The 25,715-nt window shown below is 65.7% G+C and carries 23 protein-coding genes; 16 read left to right on the forward strand and 7 right to left on the reverse strand.

Annotated features, from left to right (window positions below; translation table 11 throughout):
- The first annotated feature begins 73 nt into the window (after positions 1-73).
- The 7 genes from ACTIAO_RS00740 to ACTIAO_RS00770 all read left to right on the forward strand — a co-directional run bounded on the left by ACTIAO_RS00740 (position 74) and on the right by ACTIAO_RS00770 (position 7,604).
- Entirely contained in the window at positions 74-1,063 is a 990-nt protein-coding gene (locus ACTIAO_RS00740; RefSeq protein WP_441904423.1) for a TerC/Alx family metal homeostasis membrane protein, read from the forward strand.
- 150 nt (positions 1,064-1,213) lie between these two features.
- The gene (leuC, locus tag ACTIAO_RS00745) at positions 1,214-2,674 is read left to right on the forward strand and encodes a 3-isopropylmalate dehydratase large subunit (RefSeq protein ID WP_441904424.1); all 1,461 of its coding nucleotides are present in this window, start codon (positions 1,214-1,216) and stop codon (positions 2,672-2,674) included.
- A gap of 2 nt (positions 2,675-2,676) precedes the next feature.
- Positions 2,677-3,273, forward strand: a complete 597-nt coding sequence (gene leuD, locus ACTIAO_RS00750) for a 3-isopropylmalate dehydratase small subunit (RefSeq protein WP_441904425.1) — start codon at positions 2,677-2,679, stop codon at positions 3,271-3,273.
- 91 nt (positions 3,274-3,364) lie between these two features.
- Entirely contained in the window at positions 3,365-4,732 is a 1,368-nt protein-coding gene (gene murA / locus ACTIAO_RS00755) for a UDP-N-acetylglucosamine 1-carboxyvinyltransferase (protein ID WP_441904426.1), read from the forward strand.
- Between the two features lie 5 nt (positions 4,733-4,737).
- A complete protein-coding gene (locus tag ACTIAO_RS00760) occupies positions 4,738-5,493 on the forward strand; it encodes a lysophospholipid acyltransferase family protein (protein ID WP_441904427.1) in 756 nt (251 codons plus the stop codon).
- Positions 5,494-5,506: 13 nt separating this feature from the next.
- Entirely contained in the window at positions 5,507-6,616 is a 1,110-nt protein-coding gene (locus ACTIAO_RS00765) for an NAD(P)H-dependent glycerol-3-phosphate dehydrogenase (RefSeq protein WP_441904428.1), read from the forward strand.
- The gene (locus ACTIAO_RS00770) at positions 6,522-7,604 is read left to right on the forward strand and encodes a D-alanine--D-alanine ligase family protein (RefSeq protein WP_441904429.1); all 1,083 of its coding nucleotides are present in this window, start codon (positions 6,522-6,524) and stop codon (positions 7,602-7,604) included. The genes ACTIAO_RS00765 and ACTIAO_RS00770 overlap by 95 nt, the downstream gene beginning before the upstream one ends.
- 10 nt (positions 7,605-7,614) lie before the next feature.
- On the opposite strand, the gene ACTIAO_RS00775 is transcribed toward ACTIAO_RS00770, so the two are convergent.
- On the reverse strand, positions 7,615-8,142 hold the full coding sequence (locus ACTIAO_RS00775) for a DUF3515 family protein (RefSeq protein WP_441904430.1): 528 nt from the start codon (positions 8,140-8,142) through the stop codon (positions 7,615-7,617).
- A gap of 23 nt (positions 8,143-8,165) precedes the next feature.
- Here ACTIAO_RS00775 and thiL point away from each other — a divergent pair, with 23 nt between their 5' ends.
- A complete protein-coding gene (thiL, locus tag ACTIAO_RS00780) occupies positions 8,166-9,161 on the forward strand; it encodes a thiamine-phosphate kinase (protein ID WP_441904431.1) in 996 nt (331 codons plus the stop codon).
- Here thiL and rsmD read toward each other — a convergent pair.
- A complete protein-coding gene (gene rsmD, locus ACTIAO_RS00785) occupies positions 9,131-9,709 on the reverse strand; it encodes a 16S rRNA (guanine(966)-N(2))-methyltransferase RsmD (RefSeq protein ID WP_441904432.1) in 579 nt (192 codons plus the stop codon). The genes thiL and rsmD overlap by 31 nt on opposite strands.
- 44 nt (positions 9,710-9,753) lie before the next feature.
- Here rsmD and ACTIAO_RS00790 point away from each other — a divergent pair, with 44 nt between their 5' ends.
- The 6 genes from ACTIAO_RS00790 to mutM all read left to right on the forward strand — a co-directional run bounded on the left by ACTIAO_RS00790 (position 9,754) and on the right by mutM (position 14,862).
- The gene (locus tag ACTIAO_RS00790) at positions 9,754-11,937 is read left to right on the forward strand and encodes an ATP-dependent DNA helicase RecG (protein ID WP_441904433.1); all 2,184 of its coding nucleotides are present in this window, start codon (positions 9,754-9,756) and stop codon (positions 11,935-11,937) included.
- A gap of 27 nt (positions 11,938-11,964) precedes the next feature.
- Positions 11,965-12,462 (forward strand): pantetheine-phosphate adenylyltransferase, encoded by a 498-nt coding sequence (gene coaD / locus ACTIAO_RS00795; protein WP_441904434.1) that lies wholly within the window; start codon positions 11,965-11,967, stop codon positions 12,460-12,462.
- Positions 12,463-12,583: 121 nt separating this feature from the next.
- On the forward strand, positions 12,584-13,081 hold the full coding sequence (locus ACTIAO_RS00800) for a YceD family protein (RefSeq protein ID WP_441904514.1): 498 nt from the start codon (positions 12,584-12,586) through the stop codon (positions 13,079-13,081).
- Between the two features lie 2 nt (positions 13,082-13,083).
- On the forward strand, positions 13,084-13,293 hold the full coding sequence (gene rpmF, locus ACTIAO_RS00805; RefSeq protein WP_441904435.1) for a 50S ribosomal protein L32: 210 nt from the start codon (positions 13,084-13,086) through the stop codon (positions 13,291-13,293).
- A 17-nt stretch (positions 13,294-13,310) separates the two neighbouring features.
- Positions 13,311-14,003, forward strand: a complete 693-nt coding sequence (gene rnc / locus ACTIAO_RS00810) for a ribonuclease III (RefSeq protein ID WP_441904436.1) — start codon at positions 13,311-13,313, stop codon at positions 14,001-14,003.
- Entirely contained in the window at positions 13,996-14,862 is an 867-nt protein-coding gene (gene mutM, locus ACTIAO_RS00815) for a bifunctional DNA-formamidopyrimidine glycosylase/DNA-(apurinic or apyrimidinic site) lyase (RefSeq protein ID WP_441904437.1), read from the forward strand. The genes rnc and mutM overlap by 8 nt, the downstream gene beginning before the upstream one ends.
- Before the next feature lie 14 nt (positions 14,863-14,876).
- Here mutM and ACTIAO_RS00820 read toward each other — a convergent pair whose 3' ends face one another.
- From ACTIAO_RS00820 to ACTIAO_RS00840, 5 genes are all read right to left on the reverse strand, one after another.
- Complete coding sequence (locus ACTIAO_RS00820; RefSeq protein WP_441904438.1) at positions 14,877-16,196, reverse strand: FtsX-like permease family protein; 1,320 nt, start codon at positions 16,194-16,196, stop codon at positions 14,877-14,879.
- The gene (locus ACTIAO_RS00825; RefSeq protein ID WP_441904439.1) at positions 16,193-16,912 is read right to left on the reverse strand and encodes an ABC transporter ATP-binding protein; all 720 of its coding nucleotides are present in this window, start codon (positions 16,910-16,912) and stop codon (positions 16,193-16,195) included. Before ACTIAO_RS00825 ends, ACTIAO_RS00820 begins: the two co-directional genes overlap by 4 nt.
- Before the next feature lie 75 nt (positions 16,913-16,987).
- Positions 16,988-18,064 carry a GNAT family N-acetyltransferase gene (locus tag ACTIAO_RS00830; protein WP_441904440.1) on the reverse strand — a complete coding sequence of 359 codons (1,077 nt, stop codon included), beginning with the start codon at positions 18,062-18,064 and terminating at the stop codon, positions 16,988-16,990.
- A complete protein-coding gene (locus ACTIAO_RS00835) occupies positions 18,061-19,152 on the reverse strand; it encodes a GNAT family N-acetyltransferase (protein WP_441904441.1) in 1,092 nt (363 codons plus the stop codon). Before ACTIAO_RS00835 ends, ACTIAO_RS00830 begins: the two co-directional genes overlap by 4 nt.
- A 15-nt stretch (positions 19,153-19,167) precedes the next feature.
- Positions 19,168-19,455, reverse strand: coding sequence for a hypothetical protein (locus tag ACTIAO_RS00840; protein ID WP_441904442.1), 288 nt, complete (start codon positions 19,453-19,455; stop codon positions 19,168-19,170).
- Between the two features lie 501 nt (positions 19,456-19,956).
- Between ACTIAO_RS00840 and smc the strand changes: the two genes are divergently transcribed.
- Both smc and ACTIAO_RS00850 read left to right on the forward strand, forming a co-directional pair.
- Positions 19,957-23,502, forward strand: coding sequence for a chromosome segregation protein SMC (smc, locus tag ACTIAO_RS00845; protein WP_441904443.1), 3,546 nt, complete (start codon positions 19,957-19,959; stop codon positions 23,500-23,502).
- Positions 23,503-23,567: 65 nt separating this feature from the next.
- A complete protein-coding gene (locus ACTIAO_RS00850) occupies positions 23,568-25,682 on the forward strand; it encodes a bifunctional lysylphosphatidylglycerol flippase/synthetase MprF (protein ID WP_441904444.1) in 2,115 nt (704 codons plus the stop codon).
- The last annotated feature ends 33 nt before the right edge of the window (positions 25,683-25,715 follow it).

The raw sequence follows: 25,715 nt of genomic DNA on the forward strand, positions 1-25,715 counted from the left end.
CGCGGGCCGCGTATCGTGCGGGGGAGAGACTTTCGGCCTCTGACCGACCCCCTCGAAAGGTGCTGGGCACCCTGTGAACATTCCTGCGTGGTTCGAGATCACGTCCCTCGTGGTCCTGACCGTCATTCTCATCGCCGACCTGCTCCTCATCCTGAAGCGTCCGCACATTCCTTCCACGAAGGAGTCCAGCCTCTGGGTGGCCTTCTACGTGACCCTCGCGCTGATCTTCGCCGCGGTGCTGTTCTTCGTCGGCGATGCCAAGACGTCGCTGGACTTCCTCACCGGCTGGTCGATGGAGTACAGCCTCTCCATCGACAACCTGTTCGTGTTCGTGCTGATCATGAGGCAGTTCTCGGTGCCCCGCCGCTACCAGCAGGAAGCGCTGATGGTCGGCATCATCATCGCGCTGATACTGCGCGCCATTTTCATCATCATCGTGGGCGCGGCAGTGCAGCACCTCAGCCCGATCTTCTACATCTTCGGTGCGTTCCTCGTCTACACCGCCATCCGTCAGGCGATGCCCGAGAAGCACGAAGACGATCAGCAGACCGAGAACTTCATCATCCGAACCCTGCGGCGCGGGATCGACATCAGCGATCATTACGACGGTCCGAAGATCCGCACGGTGGTGGACGGCAAGAAGATGTGGACGCCGATGCTCATCGTCTTCGTCTCGCTCGGCGTCACCGACCTCATGTTCGCCGTCGACTCGATCCCGGCGATCTTCGGTGTCACGCAGGACACCTTCATCGTGTTCACGGCGAACCTGTTCGCGCTGATGGGGTTGCGCCAGCTGTACTTCCTGCTCGGCGGTCTGCTGGAGAAGCTGAAGTACCTGCACTACGGCGTCGCCTTCATCCTGGGTTTCATCGGAGTGAAGCTCGTGCTGCACGCGATGCATGAGAACGAGCTCCCCTTCATCAACGGCGGCCAGCCGATCGAATGGGCGCCGGATATCAACAACTGGGTCTCGCTCGGAGTGATCTTCGCATCGATGGCCGTCGCGACCATCGCGAGCCTGATCGCGTCTTCGCGGGAGAAGCGGGCTTCGCTGCGCAGCTGACGGGTGGCCTCTGGCCCTGTAGCGCCGTGTAAACTGACCCCCATGCGGCGTGTGGATCTCCTCCTTAGCGGCCGCGACGAGACCTCGATCTAGGCCTTCCTCGTCGCGGCGTCCAGCGTGGCCGAACCGCCGAATACTGGAGATATCGACATGACCTCAGCTGATTCCATCGCTTCCTCGAGCCGTCCGCGCACCCTCGCCGAGAAGGTGTGGGACGACCACCTCGTCGTCAAGGGCGAGAACGGCGAACCCGACCTCATCTACATCGACCTGCACCTGGTGCATGAGGTGACGAGCCCGCAGGCGTTCGACGGACTGCGCGCTGAAGGGCGACCGCTGCGACGACTCGATCTGACGATCGCCACAGAAGACCACAACACGCCCACCCTCGAGATCGACAAGCCGATCGCCGATCTCACCAGCCGCACGCAGATCGAGACGCTGCGTCGCAACGCTGCCGAGTTCGGCGTGCGTCTGCACTCGCTCGGCGACGCTGAGCAGGGCATCGTGCACGTCGTCGGCCCGCAGCTGGGGCTCACGATGCCGGGAGTCACTGTGGTCTGCGGCGATTCCCACACCTCGACCCACGGCGCCTTCGGAGCAATGGCCTTCGGCATCGGCACCAGCGAGGTCGAGCACGTCATGGCCACGCAGACGCTGCCGTTGAAGCCGTTCAAGACGATGGCGATCACCGTCGACGGTGAACTCAAGCCCGGCGTGACCGCGAAGGACATCATCCTCGCCGTGATCGCGAAGATCGGCACCGGCGGAGGGCAGGGATACGTTCTCGAGTTCCGCGGCAGTGCGATCCGTGCCCTCTCGATGGAGGGGCGCATGACGATCTGCAACATGTCGATCGAAGCCGGCGCCCGTGCCGGAATGGTCGCACCGGATGAGACCACGTTCGCCTATGTGAAGGACAAGCCCCACGCCCCGCAAGGGCAGGACTGGGACGATGCGGTCGCGTATTGGCGCACGCTCCCCACAGACGAGGGCGCGACGTTCGACGCGGAGGTATTCGTCGACGCGAACGAGCTCGAACCCTTCGTGACGTGGGGGACGAACCCCGGCCAGGGAAGTTCGCTGTCCTCGTCCGTGCCGAACCCGGCAGAGATCGCCGATCCGAATGCACGCGCCGCCGCCGAGCGCGCGCTCGAATACATGGATCTTGCCCCCGGCACGCCTCTGAAAGAGGTGCCGGTGGATGCCGTCTTCATGGGCTCATGCACGAACAGCCGCATCGAGGACCTCAGAGCGTTCGCGTCGATCATCCAGGGCCGCACGAAGGCGGAAGGCGTGCGTGTCATGGTCGTGCCCGGCTCTGCGCGAGTACGGCTGGAGGCCGAGGCCGAGGGCATCGACCAGATCGTCAAGGACTTCGGCGCCGAATGGCGCTTCGCGGGATGCTCGATGTGCCTGGGCATGAACCCCGACCAGCTCGCCCCGGGGGAGCGCTGCGCATCGACCTCGAACCGCAACTTCGAAGGACGCCAGGGCAAGGGCGGACGCACACATCTCGTCTCGCCACTGGTCGCTGCAGCCACCGCGGTCCGCGGCACGCTGTCGAGCCCGAGCGATCTGTCCGTGGCAGAAGAGTTGGTAGGAGCCTGATCATGGAGAAGTTCACCACGCACACAGGCATCGCCGCTCCGCTGAAGCGGTCCAACGTCGACACCGACCAGATCATCCCCGCGGTGTTCCTCAAGCGCGTCACCAAGACCGGATTCGAAGACGCACTGTTCCATGCGTGGCGACAGGACCCCGACTTCGTCCTGAACCAGAGCGCGTTCCAGGGAGCATCCGTCCTCGTCGCCGGATCCGACTTCGGCACCGGATCCAGCCGTGAGCACGCCGTGTGGGCACTGCGTGATTTCGGCTTCGCCGTTGTTCTCAGCCCGCGTTTCGCTGACATCTTCCGCGGGAACGCCGGCAAGCAGGGACTACTTGCGGCAACCATCTCCGAAGACGATCTGGCGCGGATCTGGGCCGAGATCGACGCGAATCCCGGAGCATCGATCACGGTCGACCTCGAGGCGCGCACGGCGACGATCGCCGAATTCCAGGCCCCTATCGATGTCGACGATTACACTAGATGGCGGCTCCTCGAAGGGCTCGATGACATCGGGCTCACACTGCGCAACGAAGACAAGATCGCGCAGTTCGAGGCCCGTCGCGAGTCGTGGCGGCCACGTACGCTCCCTGTCCGCTGATACCGTCCGCAGACATCGAGCGCCGTGGGCCTGGGGCTCTCGCCCTGGCGGCTGGTGCCGCGATCCGTGAACATGAAGTGAGGCTCATCGAATGACGAGAACTGTGCGTGCTGAACTTCAGGATGGAGTACCTGCCTTGAGCGGAGATGTTCTGGCGATCCGAGGCGGTCGCGCGCTGCGCGGCCGTGTGGATGTCAAGGGTGCCAAGAACCTCGCCACCAAGGCGATGGTCGCGGCCCTCCTCGGCGAGGACGCGAGCATCCTGCGCGACGTTCCCAATCTCAGCGATGTCGCCGTCGTGCGTTCGTTGCTGATGGTCCACGGTGTGCAGGTCACCGAAGGTGACGAGCCCGGCTCGCTTCGGCTCGACCCCAGCGATGTCGAATCCGCCCACATGGAAGAGATCGATGCGCACGCTGGTGCGTCCCGCATCCCGATCCTGTTCTGCGGACCGCTGCTGCACCGGCTCGGCCAGGCATTCATCCCGGATCTCGGCGGCTGCCGAATCGGTGACCGCCCGATCGATTTCCACCTGGACGCACTGCGCAAGTTCGGGGCCACCGTGGAGAAGCTTCCCAGCGGCATCCGCCTGTCCACGCCCAACGGGCGTCTGCACGGTGCGAACATCCACCTTCCGTATCCGAGCGTCGGTGCGACCGAGCAGGTGCTGCTCACCGCCGTGCGCGCTGAGGGCACCACAGAGCTGCGCAACGCGGCCATCGAGCCGGAGATCATGGATCTGATCGCCGTGCTGCAGAAGATGGGTGCGATCATCTCGTACGAGCCCAACCGGGTGATCCTCATCGAGGGTGTCGAGACGCTGCGCGGCTATGACCACCGGTCGATTTTCGATCGCAACGAGGCCGCGTCCTGGGCCTCGGCGGCTCTCGCGACCGACGGCGAGATCTTCGTCGGCGGTGCGAAGCAGCAGGAGATGCTGACGTTCCTGAACGTCTTCCGCAAGGCTGGCGGCTGGTTCGACATCCAGGAGGACGGCGTTCTCTTCCGCCGCGACGGAGAAGTAAAGCCCGTCGTCGTCGAGACCGACGTGCACCCCGGTTTCATGACCGACTGGCAGCAGCCTCTCGTCGTCGCACTCACGCAGGCCAAGGGTCGCTCGGTCGTCCACGAGACCGTGTACGAGAACCGCATGGGGTTCACGGACGCTCTGGTGAAGATGGGCGCGGACATCGTCGTGCACCCGCACGGACTGCAGGACGGACCTCGACGGGTGCCGCGCCGCGAGCTCGAGCAGGCCGCCGTCATCACTGGCCCGACGCCGCTGCACGGCGCGGAGATCGTCGTTCCCGACCTGCGCGGCGGCTACAGCCACATCATCGCGGCGCTCACCGCGACCGGCGAGTCGAAGGTGTCGGGTGTCGACATCCTGAGCCGTGGCTACGAGAACTTCCTGATCAAGCTCGAAGCGCTCGGCGCCGACTTCGACGTCATCGGCTGACGCGCATGGCTTCCGGATCCTCGGAGAAATCCCGGCCCAGCATGTTCTGGCCGCTGGCAGCCGTCGCGGTGCCGCTGATCTCGCTGCTGGCCAAGCTGCACGTGATCCACCCCGAGAAGCTGCCCGTTCGCGGGCCGTTCGTACTGGCACCCAACCACTATTCGGAGTTCGATCCGCTCGTGGTCGCACTCGCGGTGTGGAAGCTGGGTCGCCTGCCGCGATTCATGGCCAAAGAGAGCCTGTTCAAAGTCCCCGTTCTTGGGTGGGTGCTGCATAAGACGGGCATGGTGCCTGTCGCGCGCTCGTCGTCGCGAACGGCCGCTGCGGATACGATCAAGCAGTCGCGCGCGCTCGTCGCAGCCGGTCGAGGTGTGATCGTCTATCCGGAAGGATCACTGACGCGCGATCCCGAGCTGTGGCCGATGCGCGGAAAATCTGGCGCGGTTCGCCTGGCAATGGCCGGGGACATCCCGCTGATCCCGATGGCGCAGTGGGGCACGCAGGAGATCATGGGCCGCTATGAGAAGGGGCTGAGCCTGTGGCCGCTGCGCAAGCCCGTCACGCTGATCATCGGAGATCCGGTCGACATCAGCGACCTCGTGGGTAAAGAGCACGATCAGGCGGCGGTGACGATAGCCACAGAGCGTCTGATGACTGCGATCACGGAACTGCTCGAGCAGCTGCGCTCGGAGAAAGCACCCGCGACGCGGTGGAATCCGCACGATCACGGGCAGAGGGAGACCGGGCGCCTTGACTCCTAAGCATCAACGCGACATGAACCCTCGTGCGACGATCATCGGCGCAGGCAGCTGGGGAACGACGTTCGGCAAGATCCTCGCCGACGGTGGCGCGCAGGTCACGATGTGGGCGCGTCGACCCGAGCAGGCACTCGAAATCGCCGAAGCCAAGCGCAACTCGAAGTACCTCCCCGGCATCAATCTGCCCAGGAGCATCACGGCGACCCATGAGCTGGCCACGGCCCTCGACGGTGCTGATCAGGTGTACCTCTCGGTGCCGAGTCAGTCGCTGCGCGAGAATCTCAAGGCGCTGCGTCCGCTCCTCGGGCACACCGACATTCCGATCGTCAGCCTGATGAAGGGCGTCGAGCGCACGAGCGGTCTGCGCATGAGTCAGGTCATCGAGCAGGAGCTCTCCTGCGACCCGGCGCGCATCGCCGTGGCATCCGGTCCGAACCTCGCGCTCGAGATCGCCAGAGAGCAGCCGACGGCCGCTGTGATCGCCTCGCTCAGCCAGGAGACGGCCGATACGATCGCCCGTGCCGCCCGCAACTCGTATTTCCGCACGTTCGTGAACACCGACGTGATCGGCACGGAATTCGGCGGAGTTCTCAAGAACCTCATCGCCGTCGCCATCGGCATCGTCGACGGCGTCGGCTACGGCGAGAACACCAAGGCGTCGATCATCACTCGCGGCCTGGTGGAGATGACGGATTTCGCGGTTGCGAACGGCGCGCAGTCCGAGACTCTGCAGGGGCTTGCCGGGCTGGGTGACCTCATCGCGACGTGCCAGTCGCCATTGAGTCGCAACAACACTGCCGGCAGGCTGCTGGGCCAGGGCTACGGGTTCCAGGATGTTGTGAAGCAGATGAATCAGACTGCCGAGGGACTGGCATCTGTCGCCCCGATCCTCAAACTCGCTCACGAATCCGACGTCCACATGCCCATCGTCGAGCAGGTGAAGATGGTGCTCGACGGCAAGATGAACCCGCGCGATATCGCCCCTCACCTGACGACGGACGACGATACTCCCCAGGAGGAGAGAACAAATCATGGACAAGCAGACGGTGGTGGTGCTCTTCGGCGGGCGTTCCAGCGAGCATTCCATCAGTTCCGCAACAGCGGGCGGGGTGCTTCAAGCGATTGATCGCGGTCGTTACGACGTGATTCCCGTCGGCATCACCCGCGAGGGAGCATTCGTCCTCGAGGATGACGATGCGGTGAAGTTCGCGCTGGATGCCGAGCAGCTTCCGGAGGTCGTGGACAACGGCACGCGCATCCGCTGGCCTGAGCCCGGTGGCGATCGGATGCTGCGCGTCGTCCAGACCGATGGCACCGTGACCGACCACGGCGAGATCGATGTGGTGCTGCCGATCCTGCACGGCACGCACGGCGAGGACGGCACCATCCAGGGGTACTTCGACACGCTCGAGGTGCCATACGCCGGTGGTGGTGTGCTGGATTCAGCGCTGTGCATGGACAAGCACTTCATGAAGGTCGTGCTGCAGTCCGTCGGTATCGCCGTTGCCCCGTGGGTGACCGTCCGCCGTGCGGACTGGGTTCGGGATGCCGCCCCGGTGCGTGCGGAGATCGACAAGCTCGGTCTTCCTCTGTTCGTGAAGCCGGCCCGCGCCGGGTCGAGCGTCGGTGTCTCGAAGGTCACTGAGCTCTCCGAGCTGGATGCCGCGCTCGAAGTGGCATTCGCCGAGGACGAGAAGGTGCTCGTGGAGGTCGGAGTCACCGGCCGCGAGATCGAGGTCGCCATCCTGGAGACGCGTGACGGCGTTCGTGCGTCACTGCCCGGTGAGATCGTGCTCACCTCGCGCGGCTTCTACGACTTCGAAGGGAAATACCTCGGAGGCGACGGTGTGGACGTCATCTGCCCGGCCGACGTTGCTGACTCCGAGCTCGCCGCGATCCAGGATGTCGGAGTGCGCGCTTTTCGTGCTGTGGACGGGCGGGGGCTCGCACGCGTCGACATGTTCCTCGCAGCGGACGGACAGCTCATCGTGAATGAGCTGAACACCATGCCCGGGTTCACGCCGATCTCGATGTTCCCCAAGTGCTGGGTGGCGTCGGGCCTGAGTTACGGCGATCTCATCAGCGAACTGATCGAGGCGGGGCTCCGACGCTGAGACGTCTTCGCTAGCTCGAGGGTGTGCCGTCGAGCTGATCCTGAATGTCATCGTCGAGCTCATCCGGTGTCGTGCACTTGTGCTCGGCCGTGATCGTCGTGATCGCCCCGACCAGTACCCGGCTGCTGATGACATCGTTCGAGCTGACCACTCCCGTATCGATGTACAGCTGGATGGCCGGGTCGCGTCCGTATGTGGTCAGGCGCATATACGGTGTCTCCGAATCATCGACGAGCCAGTCGACTCCTTCGAGCGTCGCGCACTGCAGCTCGGCAGTGGGACCGGGGACCGTGACCCCGCAGCGCAGGAAGATCGCCGAGTCGCCGCCGGGAGCACCCCACGCGGCCGTGGCCTGCGCATCCGTCCATCGACGGTCGAGGTCGGCGATGCTGTTCGCGTCCTTGAGGCCCACCATGACGTCGGCGCACAGGGGATTGTTCGCATCATCCGCAGGCTCGAGGTGCACCGTGGCCGAGCAGCCACCCAGCAACGCCGTTCCGAGCAGCAGAAGGGCGGCGGTGGCAAGGCGACGGGACATGATTCCAGGCTACCTTTGAGAACATGCCCTCCCGTTCAGTCGATGACGATCCTCGCCTGGGCGATGTCTCGGAGGGCACCGTGCTGCGTGCCATCCTTGCTCGCACCATCCCCGCCGCGCACACCATCCTGGGGCCGGGAGACGATGCCGCGGTTCTCGCGACGCCGTCCGGTTCGGTAGTGGCCACCACGGACACCCTCGTCCATGGTCCCGACTTCCGTCTCGCCTGGTCGAGCGGATACGACCTGGGATGGAAGTCGGCCGCGGTGAACCTCGCAGACATCGCGGCGATGGGTGCTCGGCCGACCGGGCTGCTCGTTGCCCTGGCCGTGCCACGTGATCTGCGGCTCTCCTTCGTGGAGCAGCTCGCTGACGGGTTCCGTGCCGCGTGCGAAGCTCTTGCACCGGGGTGCTCGGTGATCGGCGGAGACCTCACGGTCTCGGCCGTCCTGACGATCGCTGTGACCGCCCTGGGCGACCTCGAGGGGCGCGCAGCGGTGACGCGCTCGGGAGCCCTCCCCGGTGACGTCGTCGCGATTGCGGGAGAACTCGGGCTTGCCGCACACGGTCTCGCCGTGCTCTTCGGCAGATTCCGGGACGGTGACGCGCCGGTGCCGGTGGATGCCGCGCAGCTCGCCTCCGGTGAACCCGCTGCGGTGGCGGCGCAGCTGCGCCCCGCACCACCGATCGGTCTCGGTCCCGTCGCAGCTGTGGCGGGCGCGACAGCGATGATGGATGTGTCCGACGGGCTGGCTCTTGACGCGGGACGGATGGCGACAGCATCCGATGTCACGCTCGATCTCTCGCGGGCAGCCCTCGGTGACGACCCGGACCGCGCCCTCGCCGGAGGCGAGGACCACGCGCTCCTGGCGACTTTTCCGCAGGGAGTGCTGCCGCCCGGATTCCGCATCATCGGCACTGTCGTGGAGCGCGGGACGGACGGCGTGCTGTGCGACGGGCAGCCCGTGGATGCCGGCGGCTGGGATCCCTACCGCGATTGGGATGCTGCGGCCGGCTGAGCCCACCACACGGCAGTGTCGCCGTACGTCTTCTCGCGGAACACCTCGAGTCCCGCTGCGGCGACATCGGGCGGTGTGGAGCGGCGGGCGCGCTCGATGACGACGACGGCATCCTCGGACAGAAGCGGCGCGAGCGCCGTGAGGTCGGAGGTCATCGCGTCATCGGTGAGATCGTAGGGCGGATCGGTGAAGACGAGATCCCACGGACCCGCGCCGCGATGGAGGAATGTCAGGACGGCGGTTTCGTGCACGCGGACAGAATTGTCCGCGAGCGCTTTGGTGACGGTTGCGGCGTTTCGGCGCACGACAGCCGCGGCTGGGCGAGATCGTTCGACCAGGTCGACAGCGGACGCGCCGCGACTGAGAGCCTCGAGGCCAAGGGCTCCGGAGCCGGCATAGAGGTCGAGCACACGGGCATCGGCGATCGCGTCGGCGGACTCCAAGGCCCCGAACAGCGACTCCCGTACGCGGTCGCTGGTCGGACGCGTGCCGCTGCCCGGCACATCCAGTCGCAGTCCGCGCGCCCTACCCGCGATGATCCTCGTCACCCCCTCAGCCTAGGACTGTCGTCGGTGTTATCTAGACTTCAGACATGACCTTCACGCTCGACACGCGCCTGTCGGATGCCGTCGGCGCCCCGGCGGCGAAGAAGCTCGATCGCGCGTTCGGCATGCAGACCGTCGGCGAGATGCTGACGCACTATCCCCGTCGCTACGCCGATCCCGCTGAGCTCACACCGATCAGAGACCTCCCGATCGGTGAGACGGTCACGATCGTGGCCGAGGTACTCTCCTCGTCGGCCCGCGGAATGCGCAACCGTCCGGGTGCGATGACCGACGTGATCATCGGCGATGAGCATGGCAGAGTGTCGCTGACCTTCTTCGCGAAGAACCTCGATCAGGCACGGTGGCGCGCAGGGCAGCTGTACCCGGGGCGACGTGGCATGTTCTCCGGCAAGGTCGGGGTCTACCAGGACGTCACCCAGTTCGCGCACCCGCAGTACGAGTTGTTCGACGATGAGGAGAGCGCGAAGGCCAAGGCCGAGGATCAGGCGAGTCGTCCGATCCCGATCTACCCCGCGACGTCCGCTGTTTCGAGCGGCCAGTTTCGTGAGCTGGTCGAAGCGGTGCTGCCGCAGATCGGCGAGGTGCCCGACCCGCTGCCGGAGCCGGTTCGCACCGCCGAGGGGCTGCTCGATGCCCGGACTGCGCTGATCCAGGTGCATCGCCCGCAGACGAAGAACGAGGTCGACCCCGCGGTTCGGACGCTGCGGATGCACGAGGCCCTCGTGCTGCAGACCGCGCTGTTGCAGCAGCGCGCAGCAGTACGCGCACTGACGGCAACGCCGCGACCGGCTTCGCCCTCGGGACTGCTCGAGCGGTTCGACGCGACACTCCCGTACACGCTCACCCCCGACCAGCAGACGGTCGGATCGCAGGTCGCCGTGGACCTGACCGGCCAATGGCCGATGAACCGGCTCGTGCAGGGAGAAGTGGGCTCGGGCAAGACCCTGGTGGCACTGCGTGCGATGCTGCAGGTCGCCGAGACGGGTGGCCAGTCCGCGCTGATCGCTCCCACCGAGGTCCTCGCCGGTCAGCACCTGCGCTCGATCACGAAGATGCTGGGACCGCAGCTCGCTCCCGAACTCATGCCGACTCTTCTCACCGGGCAGATGTCGGCTCCGCAGCGTCGCAAGGCCGCGCTGCAGGTCGCTGCCGGTCAAGCACTCATCGTCGTGGGCACCCACGCGCTGCTGGGGGAGAAGACGACATTCGCCGAACTCGGACTCGTCGTGGTCGACGAGCAGCACCGGTTCGGTGTGGAACAGCGCGAGGCGCTGCGGGCCAAGGGTTCTAGCCCGCACGCTCTCGTGCTGACGGCGACGCCGATCCCGCGCACGGTCGCGATGACCGTCTTCGGCGATCTCGACACGTCGGTGATCCGGACGATGCCGGCGGGCCGCGCCGGTATCGAATCCTTCGTGGCGCCGCTTGCGGAGCACCCCGGCTGGTTCCAGCGGGTATGGGAGCGTGCCGCCGAGGAGGTTGCTCACGGTCGCCAGGTCTTCGCCGTGTGCGCGGCCATCGATACGACGAAGAAGAGCGGTGCGGTCGAGGAAGACGATGCGGCACTCGTTCCCGCCGAAGAAGGCGCAACGGGACCCCGATGGGGCGTCGTGCAGCTGGATGAGGCCCTCGCCACGCATCCGACCGTCGGGAAGCTGCGCCGTGCAGTTCTGCACGGCAAGATGGCGTCGGACGAGAAGGATGCCGTGATGCAGGCGTTCGCTCGCGGTGAGATCGACGTGCTGATTGCGACGACGGTGATTGAGGTGGGCGTCGACGTGCCGAATGCTTCGACCATGATCGTGCTGGACGCTGACCGTTTCGGCGTCTCGCAGCTGCACCAGCTGCGCGGACGCGTGGGGCGCGGTTCGGTGCCAGGGCTCTGCCTGCTCGTAACTGAAGCAGAGGAAGGCACGCTCGCCCGCGAACGGGTCGAAGCTGTGGCCGCAACCCTGGACGGGTTCGCTCTCGCCGAGGTCGACCTGGAGCTGCGCGGTGAAGGCGATGTCCTCGGTTCGACGCAGTCCGGCGTGCGTTCCTCCCTGCGACTGCTCCGCGTCGTGAAGGACTCGAAGCTCATCGCCCGGGCGCGCGAGCTCGCCGAGCAGATCCTCGACGCGGATCCCGATCTCATCGAACACGTCGGGCTTCGTGAGGTCATCGCCCGCCGGGTTACCGAAGAGGACCGTGCGGCTCTCGCAAAGAATTAGCCGGATCCGGTGCAATAGGGTGAAAGCATGAGCAACCGGATCGCCGTCGTCCCTGGTTCCTTCGACCCGCCCACACTCGGCCACCTCGATGTGATTCGACGCGCGGCGAAGCTGTACGACGAACTTCATGTGCTGATCGTGCACAACCCCGGCAAAGAGGCGATGCTGCCGATAGTCCAGCGCCTCTCGCTGCTGGAACAGTCGATCGCCGAGGACGGCATGGGCGGAAACATCATCATCGGCTCGTGGAGCATGGGCCTCCTGGTCGACTACGCGCGTGACGTGAACGCGGGAGTGCTCGTGAAGGGCATCCGCTCGCAGATCGACGTCGCCTACGAGTCGCCGATGGCGATCGTCAACCGGCACCTCGCCGACATCGAGACGGTCTTCCTGCTGCCCGATCCGTCGCACGCGATGGTCTCCAGCTCACTGGTCCGACAGGTCGCCGGTCTCGGTGGAGACGTCGCACCGTTCGTTCCCCGCGCGGTCGCCTCATTCCTTGACACCGGTGCGCGCGGCATCTGACTCCGTCACCAGCGGTTGCTGAGCTTGTCGAAGCATCCGCCGGTACCATTGAACTGTGAAGACTCGACTCAACGGTCCATTCGTGGTGCCCGCCCGCGACATCGTTCGACGACCCGGCGAGATGCGTGAGCACCAGTTCTCCGTCACCCTCAAAGAGCAGTGGGGGGAGGGGATCGTCTCCTTCGAAGCGGGCAGCGATATCGATCTCGATGTGCGCCTGGAATCGGTCCACGAGGGCGTTCTCGTCTCTGGAACAGCGGAGGCGGAGTACGTCGGCGTCTGCGGAAGATGCCTGAAAGACATCGCCGAGCCTGTCGAAGTCGAGTTCCAGGAGCTTTTCGCGTATCCTGGTGAGGAAGAAACTGACTTCGAGGTTCAAGACGACCACGTGGATCTTGAAACTCTGGTCAGGGAAGCGGCAGTTTTGTCGCTTCCATTTCAGCCGGTGTGTCAGCCGGAGTGCCCCGGGCTCGACCCGGACACGGGTGAGCGGCTGACCGGAAGCACCAGGGTAGAGGAAGACGCGCCCATCGATCCTCGGTGGGGTGCGCTCCGACAAATCGCAGACCAGGGGAGTGCGGCACAGAGCCGCGATCCCGAGAATACAGAAGAGAGTTAGCCATGGCAGGTAACCCCCCGAAGCGCAAGGTTTCCCGTTCCAACACCCGCTCGCGTCGCGCGCAGTGGAAGGCAGCGCCCATCGCGCTCGTCAAGACCGAAGAGAACGGCAAGACCGTTTACAGCCGCCCGCACCAGGCGAAGGTCGTCACGGACTCGCAGGGCACCGAGCTGTTCCTCGAGTACAAGGGCCGCAAGGTCGCAGACGTCTGAGCCACGGTCTCACGATCGTGACTGAGGTCCCGGCAGGGACGAAGAGTCTCGCAGCGAAGCTCAGGGTCGATATCGACCCTGAGCTGCTTGCGTTGGCGCTGACTCATCGCTCCTACGCATACGAGCACGGCGGCATCCCGCACAACGAGCGACTCGAATTTCTCGGGGACTCGGTGCTCGGGCAGGCCGTCACCGTGATGCTGTTCACCTCGCATCCCGATATCGACGAGGGCCAGCTCGCCAAGCGGCGTGCGAGTGTCGTCTCGACCGTGGCCCTGGCAGAGGTGGCGCGCGGCATCGGACTAGGCGAGCACCTTCTTCTCGGCCGCGGCGAAGAGCGCACGGGCGGCCGCGACAAGGACTCGATCCTCGCGGACACCATGGAAGCGGTGTTCGGTGCCACCTACCTGTCGGCGGGACCAGAGGCCGCGACTGAGCTGGTCTTGAGGCTGACGGAGCCGTTGCTCGACGATCCTGAGCGCTACGGGGCTGCGATGGACCCGAAGACCAGCCTGCAGGAACTCGCGGCTCGTCTCGGGTTCGCTCCGCCGACGTACGAAGTCACGGCCACGGGCCCCGATCACATCCGTCGGTTCACGGCGGCCGTGACGGTCGGTGATGTGAGCATGACAGGCGAAGGCACCAGCAAGAAGACCGCGGAGATGGCCGGCGCCCTCAACGTCTGGCGCACTCTCAGCGAGCGTGCCTGAACTTCCTGAGGTCGAGGTCGTCCGTAGCGGTCTCGCCCCTGCCGTCATCGGTTCCACCATCGTGAACATCTCCGTGCTCGATGATCGCGCGCTGACGCGGCATCCGGCTGGCGCCGCAGACTTCGCTGGCAGGTTGGAGGGTGCGTCGGTGACCGCGACATCCCGTCGTGGCAAGTTCCTGTGGCTCCCGCTGGGTGGTGGCACGAGCGCGTTGACAGCCCACCTCGGCATGAGCGGGCAGATGCTGCTGCGCGCCAACGATGCACCGACCGAACGTCATGAGCGCATTCGCATCGGTGTGCGGCATCCGCAGCACGGCGATCTTGCCGTGGTGTTTGCAGACCAGCGCACGTTCGGTTCACTCGCGGTCGACGCGCTCGTCACCGATGGCGACGACCTCGTTCCGACACAGGTGCGTCACATCGCGCGCGACCCGCTGGATCCTGCATTCGACGATGCCGCATTCATCGCCTCCGTGCGCCGGCGTGCCAGCGCGATCAAGCGCATTCTCCTCGACCAGACCGCAGTGAGCGGCGTCGGCAACATCTATGCCGACGAGTCGCTGTGGGCGGCGCGCATCCACCCCGAGACCCAGGGAAAAGCGCTGTCCGCGCAGGCGGTGCGCAGGCTGCTCGGCGAGGTGCGGCTCGTGCTGGAGAAGGCTCTGGCCGAGGGCGGCACGAGCTTCGACGCCCAGTACGTGAACGTGAACGGCGAGGCCGGCTACTTCGCGCACAGTTTGAACGCCTACGGACGCGGGGGCCAGCCGTGCCCACGCTGCGCGACGTTCATCGTGCGCGACGCGTTCATGAACCGCTCATCGCACTACTGCCCGCGCTGCCAGCGGCAGCGCGGATAGCAGCGCCCGGCGAATCAAGCGGGCTGGAACGCGCGATCGAGCATCGGGCGCGTGACACGCGTTCCGAGCCACACGATTCCGATCCCCGCGGCCAGGACAGCGACGATCGTCATGATCGACAGCGGCTGCACGATCAGCGCGATCCCGATCAGTGGTAGCACGAGGACGACGGCGCACAGCGCCGATCCGACTGCCGTGAGCAGCAGCGGCGCCATCACCGCACGGGTGCGGGCACCGTCCACAGTCCCCATGGGAACGCCGAGGAAGTGCAGACTCCGGTGCAGCTCCCGCTGATCGAGAATGCCGGATGCCTGGTTCACACCGACCGATACGGCGACCATCAGGAACGAAGCGACCAGAGTGATGATCAGGCCGGTGCGGATATCCGCTCCCAGATAGGCCTCCGGTCCCGTGCCCGGCGCACTCATTCCGTCGATCATAGCGACGCCGGTCCCTGCAAACACGGCCATGAAACTCGCCATCGCGACACCGCTCACCTGTCGCCACGCGTTCTTCGGAGCATCGAGCACGAATCGAGCCGCAAGCAACTTGCGCGGCTGCTCGGCCCGTCGAAGCGAGCGTGTCGCATGCACTTTGAGAGCCCACGGACCGATGAGATTCAGCACCGCCAAGGTCGCGGCGAACATGCCCGCGATGACGACGATCGTCACCACGAGGCCAGCGGTCCCGGGGAACAGCTGCATCGTCGCGAAGGCGAGAACGACCACGGCGACGGCGGCGATGGCACCAATCGCGCCGACACGGGGGACTGCGGCGCGAGTGCGGACTCCGAGGGGAGAGATCACGACGAGACGCAGACCGATGGTCGCGCTGACAGCCGCCAGGAGGATGACTCCTGCGACGATTCCGGCGATCGTTGCCGGCGTCAGCAGCACGGCATCCACCCCCAATGAGTGTCCGCGGAACGGGATCAAGCCGACGAGCGGAGTCGCTGCGAGGTAGACACCCACGCCGATCAGCGCCCCGGCGGCTGCGACCAATGTCGATTCCAGCACGGTCGTGCCGATGACACCGGCCGGGGACACCCCCAGGAGTCGCAGCGTTGAGAGGCGCTCATCGCGCCGTCGGGCCGAGAGGCGAGCCGCAGCCCCGCCGAGACTCGCCAGCGGCACGACCATGAGCACGAGTGCGATCGCGGCGAGAGCCTGGTAGAGCCCGGCGTCCGGATCGGTCCAGGTCCAGAACGCCTGTGCTCCGCCGACCACGACCAGCACCAGGGACGTCACGAGTGCAAAGGCGACCATGGGCAGCACCACGACACCGCTTTGGCCTGGTCCCGGGCGCAGAAGCAGAGCGAGAACACGCGCGTTCATGCCTGCACCTCGGTCGCCTCTGCGGCTGCGACCTCGGTCGCGGCGATGTGTCCATCCCGCATGTGAACCGTGCGCGAGCAGCGTGAAGCGACATCTGCGTCATGCGTCACGACGATCAGGCTGCGTCCCTGACCTGTTGTCGACCAGAGCAGCGCGTTCATCACGTCCGCCGAGGTCTGACTGTCGAGGGCGCCGGTCGGCTCGTCCGCGAAGACGAGTTCGGCGCCGGTGACCTGCGACCGTGCGATCGCGACGCGCTGCGCCTGGCCACCCGACAGCTCGCCGATCCGTCGCTCTTCGAACCCGGCGAGCCCAAGAGATGCCATCCAACCGGCAGCATGTTCGAGCGCTGGGCGACGCGCCGAACCGTTGATCATCATCGCGAGAGCTATGTTCTCGATTGCCGTGAGCTCCGGGATGAGCAGCCCTTGCTGGAACACGAACCCGAATGACTGTCTGCGCAGACGCGAACGATCGCGCTCGTTCATCGCCGTCACGTCGACCACCTGGCCGGTGGAGGGGGCGAACTCCACACGCCCGGAATCCGGAGCGGTGATGCCGGCCAGCACGTGCAGCAGCGTCGTCTTACCGGATCCGGAGGCGCCCATGATCGCAACGGAATCGCCTCGCTGCACGGCGAGATCCACTCCGGCCAGCGCCGTTGTCGCGCCGAACGCCTTGGTCAGGGACTGAGCTTCGATGACGGAAGAATTCATGCTTCCAGCCTCGTCGCCGCGATCGGATGCGTCGTCAGCCTCGAGTCGCCGGGGGATACATCGCGAGGATGATCATCAGACGAGCTTCTTCTGCCATCCGCCCGCATAGGACGCCGGAACGAACCCGATTGCCTCGTTGATGTCGAGCATCGGGCGATTCTCCTCGGCATTGAAGGTGGAGACCTTGGGCGAGTCCGGGGCGATCTCGCGCCAGCGAATCAGGTTCGCGCACTTCACGATGGTGCCCAGGCGCCGGCCGCGGTGCTCTTTGACCACCAGAGTTCCCCACTGATGGGTGACTCCGGTGGGATCCGAGCCGATCACCAGTTCATTGAAGGCCACCATCTCGCCAGCGGGTTCATGTATCACCGCGGCGACCGACATCCTCTGACCACCGGCAAGGAATTGCGCATCGCGACGGACGACACGGGCATCGTCCCAGACTTCCGCCTCGACCTCGAGATCGCCGCTGGGCACATCCGTGGACATCCGCGCGATCATGCGGGCATATCCGTCGCGAAGCGCCGGCGGCGCCGGCAGACTCCACGTCACGACGCGGTAGTCGTCACCCGCGAACGCCATCGCTTCAGCGAGACGCTGCGTCGCGAGACCAAGCGGTCGCCCCAGCGAGAGGACGCTGTTGCGCTCGATCTGCTCGAGGACGTATCCGCTCTCCTGCAGGAGATCGCTCAGCGGTGTAGCGGCTGCCGTGCCCCATCCGGTCAGCGGTACCAGCATCCGCTCGCCCGGTGCCGCCGGATGCAGCGTCCAGCACTGCAGCACGCTGCGCCCGACTTCGCGCGCCTCCTGCTCAAGCCGACCGAGAAGATGCCGACCTGCGCCGGAGGCCATGTGCGGTGGGATGACCATGAGTTCGAGTTCCGCGGAGGTCGTCCCTTCTGCCACTGCTGTGGTGAGGGACGCAGCCCCGAGGATCTCGCTGTCGCTTCGCGCGATGAAGCCGCGTCGAAGCCGGTCGGTCTGATCGAGCCAGGACGGCAGCAACTGCTCGGCTGTGTCGTCGAGATCATCGATGCCGCCGTCGCTCCGCGCCATGCGGTTCCCGATATCCACCATCGCGCGGAACTCGGTCGCGTCCCCAGCATCCACGCTGGTGGGAATCACCATCGGGGTGATCACGATATCTGTCATGTCAGATTCTTCTTCCCGGCGCCCTCATACGAGATCGGTGTGAATCCGATCGCCTCGTTGATGTCGAGCATCGGCCGGTTCTCCTCCGCGTTATAGGTGATCACGCGCGGTGATTCCGGAAACTTCTCGTGCCAGCCGATGAGTCCCGCTGCCTTGACGAGCATCCCGAGCCGATGCCCGCGGTGCCCCGCGAGTACGAGCGTGTCGTATTGGTGGCTGGTGCTGCCGGTGTCGGACTGCCGGATCGCGAGCTCGTTGAATGCGCAGAGTTCCCCGGTTGCGATGTGCTGGGCCGCTGTGACCTGAATCACGAAGCCTTTCGCAGCCTGCCGCTGTTCGAGTTCGCCGACGCGCGCGGCATCCCAGATCTCTTCCGGAGAGTTGAGTTCGGCATCCGGGGCATCGGTCGACATGCGCGATTTCATCCAGGCGTATCCGTCGATGAATTCGGCCGGCGTCGGCAGGAGCCACTGGACGACGCGGTAGTCGCTCGCGTGCTCCTGCGCGGAAGCGAGAGATGCCAGGAGTCGAGGCAGGGTGTCTTCGGCCCACACGAATTCGCTGGCGCGCTCGACCTGAACCAGCGTGAAACCGCGTCGATCGAGGAATTCGGCGGTGTGGTCGCGCGGGATCGCCCCGAACCCCGTTGGAGCTTGCAGATATTCCGTTCCATCGTCCTGATGCTGAACCCAGCACAGAACAGTGCGCATTCCTGCCGCGCGAAGTTCGGTTTCGAGCGCGGCCAATGCCGCGGTACCGATTCCTTTGCCCCAGTAAGAGCGCAAGAGGGCGACGGTTGCGATCGAGGTATCCGCATCGGCGTCCTGCAGCATGTCCACTGCTACGCATCCGATCATCTCCCCGGCCTCGGTGACGTACCACTGCCGCTTCTGGGATGCGCGAGAGCTGTACAGCACAGGCAAGAGCTCATCGGCGGACAGGAAGTCGTCCTCGCGGCCGGTCGTCTCGAGGATCGAGCGGTTGCGCACATCTGCGTACGTGCGGATTTCGTTGGTGGGCGCGGCATCCGCCCGTGCCGGGAGCACGAGCGGATGCAGCGTCGCTGTTGCGGTGAGATGAATGCTCATCAGAGGACCTCCAGGTCAGAGCAGCTGGCGCTGCAGGTCGTAGGTGAGCATGACCATGGCCTCGCGCTCGGTGATCCGGCGCGTCTCGAGGAGGCGCATGGCCTCTTCGCGACTCATGGCCGGTTTTCCACGGGGTGAGCGCTGTGCGCGCTCAGCGCGCAGCAGGAGCCAGAGTCCGATGCGCAGCGACAGTCGGTCGGTGAACGCAAGCGCGGCCCGGTCGGCGGGGACGGTGATCTCGAGGGTCTCCTCCTCGATACATGGCGGATGGACGGTTTTGCGAAGCAGTACTTCGGTGTTCACGAGGGTGCTCGTTTCTGATCGAACGTGAGGGGGATACTGGTGCGCGGAGTCCGGGGGATGACCGGAGCGCGGACGAGAGGTCTCAGGAACGGGAGACATCGCCCAGGATGCAGAGGGTCGAAGACATCGACCGATGCGGAAGCGGCGGGAACCAGCGAAGATCAGCCTCATGTGGAGGAGATCTCAGGCTGCGGTTCTACGAGAGCGCGCTGCGTCGGATGCCGAAAGCAGAGGACAGTCCATACGCAGAGCGCGTCGCATCGAAGCCAGTGGCTGACGCAGTGACGGTTGCAATAATCATGGGGTGTCCTCCTTTCGAGTGATCCGGGTTGCAAACGTAGTGCGTATTCACGGGCGACGTCAAGGATTCATTGTTCTACCGGCGTGTCGCAACGAGGCGCATATCGGTCGCTGTGCCGCGCGGGATGCCGAGATCACGGCGTGATTCCGGTAGCGTGGCGGCGTGATTCTCCCTGGACGCCCCGGACGAACGGTGCGCGCATGCATCTGAAGAGCCTGACGCTCAAGGGCTTCAAATCTTTCGCCCAGCCGACCTCCTTCGTGTTCGAACCGGGGGTGACCTGCATCGTCGGACCCAACGGATCCGGCAAGTCGAACGTCGTCGACGCACTCGCGTGGGTGATGGGCGAGCAGGGAGTGAAGAATCTCCGCGGCGGCAAGATGGAAGACGTCATCTTCGCGGGCACGTCGACGCGCGGTCCGCTGGGACGTGCGGAGGTGCAGCTCACGATCGACAACAGCGACGGCGCCCTGCCGATCGAGTTCGCTGAGGTGACGATCAGCCGGACACTGTTCCGCAATGGATCCAGCGAGTACGCGATCAACGGATCGAGCTGCCGCCTGCTCGATGTGCAGGAGCTGCTGAGCGATTCCGGCCTCGGCCGGGAGATGCACGTTATCGTCGGCCAGGGTCGCTTGGACACCGTGCTGCAGGCATCGCCGGAGGATCGCCGCGGGTTCATCGAGGAGGCCGCTGGAATTCTCAAGCATCGCCGGCGCAAGGAGAAGACTCTCCGAAAGCTTGATGCGATGGAGGCCAACCTCACGCGCCTGAGCGATCTCGCCGGTGAGATCCGACGACAGCTGAAGCCGCTCGGGCGTCAGGCCGAGATCGCCAGGGAGGCCCAGACCATCGCGGCAGTCGTACGCGATGCGAAGGCGCGCATCTTCGCCGACGACGTCGTGGCACTGCGCACCTCTCTCGCCGACCATGCACGCACCGAGCAGGAGCGGCATACCGAACGTCTTGTGCTCACCGAGCAGTCCGATGGTGTGCGCGCAGGAATCGCCAAGCTCGAAGCAGACCAGAACTCCGTCGCGGTCGATGAGGCCAGACGCATCGCGTTCGGCCTCGAGCAGGCGCAGGAACGGATGCGGTCGCTCTACACCCTGGCCAATCAGAGACTCGCCCTGCTCGGATCCGAGGAGGACGACGCGGCTGTGGCGTCGATCACCGTCACGCAGGCGACCATCGATGAGGCCAAGGAACAGATCACCGAGATCTCGGCGGGGCTCGGTGATGCTCAGGATGCCGCCTCTGCGGCCAGCCGCGAGGTCATCAACGCACGGGCCGAGCTCGACACCCTGGATGTCGACATCGCCGAGCAGAGTGCTCTCGTCTCCGAGCACGACATGCGCATCAGTGCGCTGCGGGGCACGGCCGAAGCCGCAGCATCCGCCCTCGCCGCCGTGCGCACAGCGGTGCAGCGGCAGGAGGTCGCGCTCGAAGCGGCCAACGAGCGGCGCCGTGAGGCGGGCGAGGCACTCGAGCAGATCGATGAGGCCGAAGCACCCGAGGGCAGCGCGGCCGAGCACGCAGCGGCATACGAGAATGCCCAGCGCGAAGCGACAGCGGCGGAGACCGACCTGGAGGACGTGCGTGAGCGCCTGCACTCCGCCGAGCGTGAGGCGGAGTCGTTGACGGCGAAGGCTGCCGCTCTCAGCAGCGCACTCTCGCTCTCGGGCGGCGCGGCCGAGATCGTGAAGGCCGGTGGGTCCGGCGTCCGGGGCCTCGTCGGTGACGCCGTGCAGGTGACAGCGGGTTACGAGGCCGCGATCGCAGCCGTACTCGGTCCGCTAGCGGAGGGCGTGCTGGTCGACGATGCGGATGCGGCGTTCGCGCTTGCCCGCTCGTCAGCCGATGCGGCGTACGGCGTCGTGGACTTCGTGATCGCCGACGCCGTCAGCGACTCTCACCCCGTGCCGGACGTGCCAGGCGTGACGGCCGCGACATCCGTGGTGACCGCTCCGGACGGCGTGCTCGGGGTGCTCAGTCACGTGCTCGTCGCCGACGACATGGATGCGGCTCGGCGCGCACGCGCTGCTCTGGACGCGCTGGGCGACAGCGCCGTCACGATCGTCACCACCGCCGGCGACGTGATCACCGCACAGACCTTGCGCACGGGAGCGGGCGGAGGGCGCTCGCGTCTGGAGCTCGCCGCGGAGCGGGATGGTGCCCAGGACCGCCTGAACGAAGTGCGAGTCATCGTCGACTCGCTGCGCGCGGCGCGAGTCGATGGGGCCGAGCTCGTTGAGACGAACCGCCGGTTGGCGAAGGAGGCGCTTCGCACTCTTCGGGAGCACGATGCCGCTCTCGCCGCGCACACCGAGCAGCTGAACCGCGTGACGGTGCGGCACGAATCAGCCGTCGCCGAGTGCGAGCGATTGGAAACCGGCCTCGCCCAGGCGCAGACTGCGGTGGCGGATGCCGAGCGCGCAGCTGTTGCGGCGACGTCGGAGCTGGAACAGGCCGAAGCGAAGCCGCGTCCCGTGCTCGATGCGTCTGCCCGTGACGGACTGCTGGAAGCACTCGAGAGCGCACGCGAGGGAGAAGTTCGCGCGCGCCTCGAGATCGAAACGTTGCGGGAGCGCGTCCGCGCGGCGCAGACGCGTGTCGCGAGCCTGGAGCGTCAGCGAGAACAGGAACGCGATGCTGCGGCGGAGACGGCGCGGCGTGCAGTCATCCGGCGCGCACAGCGGGAAGCAGCATCCGGCGTGGCAGCCGAGCTGCCGCGGATTCTGGATTCTCTGGATCGTTCGGTCACGGAAGCACGCGTGGCACTGAGTGAAGCGGAGAGCGCGCGCTCGGCGCAGAACGAGGAACTCACAGCACTTCGTGCGCAGGAGAGTTCATTGCGCGAGCGCCTCAGCGGCCTCACGGAGAGCGTGCACGGACTCGAACTGCAGATTCACGAGAAGAAGCTCCACCTCACCAGCCTGCTGGAGCGCGTAGCATCCGAACTCGCGCTGGACGAAGATATTCTCATAGCGGAATATGGTCCGGATCAGCCTGTTCCCCGCGACCCCCTCGTCGAGACGGACTCTGATGCAGTCGACGGCATCGATTCATCGGCGATCCCGTACGACCGGCGTGTGCAGGAGCGGCGACTCGCCGAAGCCTCGCGAAAGCTCGGTCAACTCGGGCGGGTGAACCCGCTGGCTCTGGAGGAATTCGCCGCTCTCGAGCAGCGCCATGCGTTCCTCACCGAGCAGCTCGCTGACCTCACTCAGACCCGGCAGGACCTGCTGACGATCATCGCTGACCTCGATGAGCGCATGCAGACGATCTTCGCAAGCGCGTTCGAAGACACCAGAGTGGCGTTCGCTGAAGTCTTCCCGCTGCTGTTCCCCGGCGGTTCCGGGAGCATCTCGCTGACCGACCCGGAGAACATGCTCACGACCGGCATCGAAGTCTCCGTGCGACCGGTCGGCAAGAAGATCGAACGACTGTCACTTCTTTCCGGTGGTGAGCGTTCGCTCGCGGCTGTCGCTCTGCTCGTGGCGATCTTCAAGGCTCGTCCGAGTCCGTTCTACATACTCGACGAGGTCGAAGCCGCCCTCGACGACGCGAACCTCGGGCGCCTGCTCACGGTCTTCGAGCAGTTGCGGGAGAGCTCGCAGCTGCTTGTGATCACGCACCAGAAACGCACGATGGAGATCGCTGATGCGCTTTACGGCGTATCGATGCGCCAAGATGGCGTTTCCGCAGTCGTCGGCCAACGCGTCGGGGACCGCGCGGCGAGCTGACAGTCGGGTCCTCCGGGTCCTCCAGGTTCCTCGGCGGAGATCGCTGTCCCTCTAAGCTGATGGCCATGACGGTCGAGACGGAATCACCGAACGAGTCCCCAGTGGTGCAGGGGCGCTTGCGCAGGGCGCTGGCCTTTGTCCGGCGCATGCCGTTCATGATCGCGTTCACCATCGTGTTCTTCGTGATCGGGATCGTCACCACGACCCTGTGGTCTCCTGCGCGGGAGATGCCCTGGTTCGGTCAGGTGGCGACCGGGCTGCCGTCGTTCGCCGAGAACCGCTGGTGGACCGTGTTCACGTCGCCGTTCTTCGCGGACCCGTCATTCGCATATCTGACGCTGCTGCCGCTGATCGTCGGGGGCATCGGCTGGGCGGAGTGGCGCTTCGGCACGCTGAGAACGATCGGACTGGTCCTCGCGGGACACATCGTCGGTGTTCTCGGGGCGGCGGGGCTTCTTGCTCTGCTGACTCCGGTGGATTGGGCATGGTCTGACCGGCTGGCTCAGACGCTCGATGTGGGGCCGTCCTGCGGTGCTCTGACCGCTCTGGTGTTCGCGATCGCCACGCTGCCCTCGCCGTGGCGGCTGCGCGCTCGAATCGCAGTGGGGCTGTGGGCAGCGATCTCTGTGCTGTATCTCGGGCAGCTGTATGACCTGGAACATGCGATCGCCATCGCTGCGGCACTCATCGTCAGCGGGCTGCTTCCTGCGTTCCGGCATCCGGAAGGGCGCCCGAGCGAGCGCGAATGGAGACTGATCGCTTTCTCCGGACTGATCGCTATCGGCGCGATCCAGATCATCGACCTCGTCATCCCGTACAGCGGTCCGCTGGGCGATAACGAACCCGTGTTCTCCCTGCTCGATGTCGCCATCGACGTCGTGGTGATTCTGCTCATTGCCAACGGTGTGCGACTCGGACACCGAGTCGCGTGGTTCTTCACCGTCATCCTCGGTTTGTTCAACGTCGTCCTCACTGTGCTCACGAGCGCCCTGATGCCGGTGCTGCTGAGCGTGGATCAGATCTCCTCGCCCTGGCAGGTCCTGGGGCTCCAGCTCGCGCCGACGATCCTGTGGATTGCCATGCTGGTGGTGATGTTCGTCGCACGGGGTGCGTTCCGGGTGCACATCCGGCCCTCGCGGCGGCATCTGTCATCGACCCCGGTCAGCGTCGACGAGGTGCGAGACACACTTCATCGCACCGGGGGCGGGACGCTGTCGTGGATGGCGACCTGGAGTGCGAACAGCCACATCAAGGCATCCGGTGGTGTGATTGCGTATCAGGCGCATTCCGGTGTGGCGATTCTGCTGGGAGACCCGATCGTGCCCGCGGGCGCTGAGCGACAGGCTCTGGGAGAATACGCGACGGCCGCGCAACGCGCCGGGTACATCCCGTGTGCATTCTCCTCGAGTGAGGCCGTGCGCAAGGCGATGCCGGATGGCTGGCGTTCGATCGTCGTCGCAGAGGATACGCTCGTCGACCTCCCGGGACTGGAGTTCAAGGGCAAAGCGTGGGGAGCGGTTCGCACCGCCATCAACCGCGCCGCCCGCGAGGGCGTCGAGTTCCGTATGGTGCGCTTGGCGGACGAGCCCTGGAGTGTGCGAGCCCAGGTACGGGCTATCTCGGAACAGTGGACCGGTGACAAGGGACTGCCCGAAATGCGATTCACGCTCGGCACCGTCGATGACGCCATGGACCCGGAAGTCGCGGTCGGGATCGCCGTGGATGCCGACGGGAGTCTGCACGGGGTCACGTCCTGGCTTCCCGTCTACGGTCCCGACGGTGTCGTCGAAGGATGGACACTGGATCTCATGCGTCGCCGAGACGGCGGGTTCGGTCCGGTCATGGAGTTCCTCATCGGAGCCTCTGCGCAGCACTTCTCCGAAGCCGGGCACGCATATATCTCACTCTCCGGCGCGCCGCTGGTGCGGACCGACGACACCGAGGCGAACGCGATCTACTCCGTGCTCGATCGGATCGCCGAGCTCATCGAGCCGCTCTACGGCTTCCGTTCGCTGCACAAGTTCAAGCAGAAGTTCAACCCGCGCGCGGAGCCGATGCACCTGCTCTACCGCGACGAGGGAGATCTGCCGCGCATCGGCATCGCGCTGACGCGTGCGTACCTGCCGGATGCTTCGCTGCACGACCTCGTCGTGTCGGCAGCACCCGCGCTGCGACGCTGAGTTCAGCGATCCACGTCCGTCGGAAAACGGAGA

The sequence above is a fragment of the Microbacterium sp. genome (genome assembly GCF_052099035.1).
Classification (GTDB): Bacteria; Actinomycetota; Actinomycetes; order Actinomycetales; family Microbacteriaceae; genus Microbacterium.

What these genes read in the sequence shown, in the direction of transcription:
- leuC (WP_441904424.1), top strand. Translation starts at nt 1,214, where the DNA reads ATGACCTCAGCTGATTCCATCGCTTCCTCGAGCCGTCCGCGCACCCTC.
- leuD (WP_441904425.1), top strand. Translation starts at nt 2,677, where the DNA reads ATGGAGAAGTTCACCACGCACACAGGCATCGCCGCTCCGCTGAAGCGG.
- murA (WP_441904426.1), top strand. Translation starts at nt 3,365, where the DNA reads ATGACGAGAACTGTGCGTGCTGAACTTCAGGATGGAGTACCTGCCTTG.
- ACTIAO_RS00760 (WP_441904427.1), top strand. Translation starts at nt 4,738, where the DNA reads ATGGCTTCCGGATCCTCGGAGAAATCCCGGCCCAGCATGTTCTGGCCG.
- ACTIAO_RS00765 (WP_441904428.1), top strand. Translation starts at nt 5,507, where the DNA reads ATGAACCCTCGTGCGACGATCATCGGCGCAGGCAGCTGGGGAACGACG.
- ACTIAO_RS00770 (WP_441904429.1), top strand. Translation starts at nt 6,522, where the DNA reads ATGGACAAGCAGACGGTGGTGGTGCTCTTCGGCGGGCGTTCCAGCGAG.
- ACTIAO_RS00775 (WP_441904430.1), bottom strand. Translation starts at nt 8,142, where the DNA reads ATGTCCCGTCGCCTTGCCACCGCCGCCCTTCTGCTGCTCGGAACGGCG.
- thiL (WP_441904431.1), top strand. Translation starts at nt 8,166, where the DNA reads ATGCCCTCCCGTTCAGTCGATGACGATCCTCGCCTGGGCGATGTCTCG.
- ACTIAO_RS00790 (WP_441904433.1), top strand. Translation starts at nt 9,754, where the DNA reads ATGACCTTCACGCTCGACACGCGCCTGTCGGATGCCGTCGGCGCCCCG.
- coaD (WP_441904434.1), top strand. Translation starts at nt 11,965, where the DNA reads ATGAGCAACCGGATCGCCGTCGTCCCTGGTTCCTTCGACCCGCCCACA.
- ACTIAO_RS00800 (WP_441904514.1), top strand. Translation starts at nt 12,584, where the DNA reads ATGCGTGAGCACCAGTTCTCCGTCACCCTCAAAGAGCAGTGGGGGGAG.
- rpmF (WP_441904435.1), top strand. Translation starts at nt 13,084, where the DNA reads ATGGCAGGTAACCCCCCGAAGCGCAAGGTTTCCCGTTCCAACACCCGC.
- ACTIAO_RS00820 (WP_441904438.1), bottom strand. Translation starts at nt 16,196, where the DNA reads ATGAACGCGCGTGTTCTCGCTCTGCTTCTGCGCCCGGGACCAGGCCAA.
- ACTIAO_RS00825 (WP_441904439.1), bottom strand. Translation starts at nt 16,912, where the DNA reads ATGAATTCTTCCGTCATCGAAGCTCAGTCCCTGACCAAGGCGTTCGGC.
- ACTIAO_RS00830 (WP_441904440.1), bottom strand. Translation starts at nt 18,064, where the DNA reads ATGACAGATATCGTGATCACCCCGATGGTGATTCCCACCAGCGTGGAT.
- ACTIAO_RS00835 (WP_441904441.1), bottom strand. Translation starts at nt 19,152, where the DNA reads ATGAGCATTCATCTCACCGCAACAGCGACGCTGCATCCGCTCGTGCTC.
- smc (WP_441904443.1), top strand. Translation starts at nt 19,957, where the DNA reads ATGCATCTGAAGAGCCTGACGCTCAAGGGCTTCAAATCTTTCGCCCAG.
- ACTIAO_RS00850 (WP_441904444.1), top strand. Translation starts at nt 23,568, where the DNA reads ATGACGGTCGAGACGGAATCACCGAACGAGTCCCCAGTGGTGCAGGGG.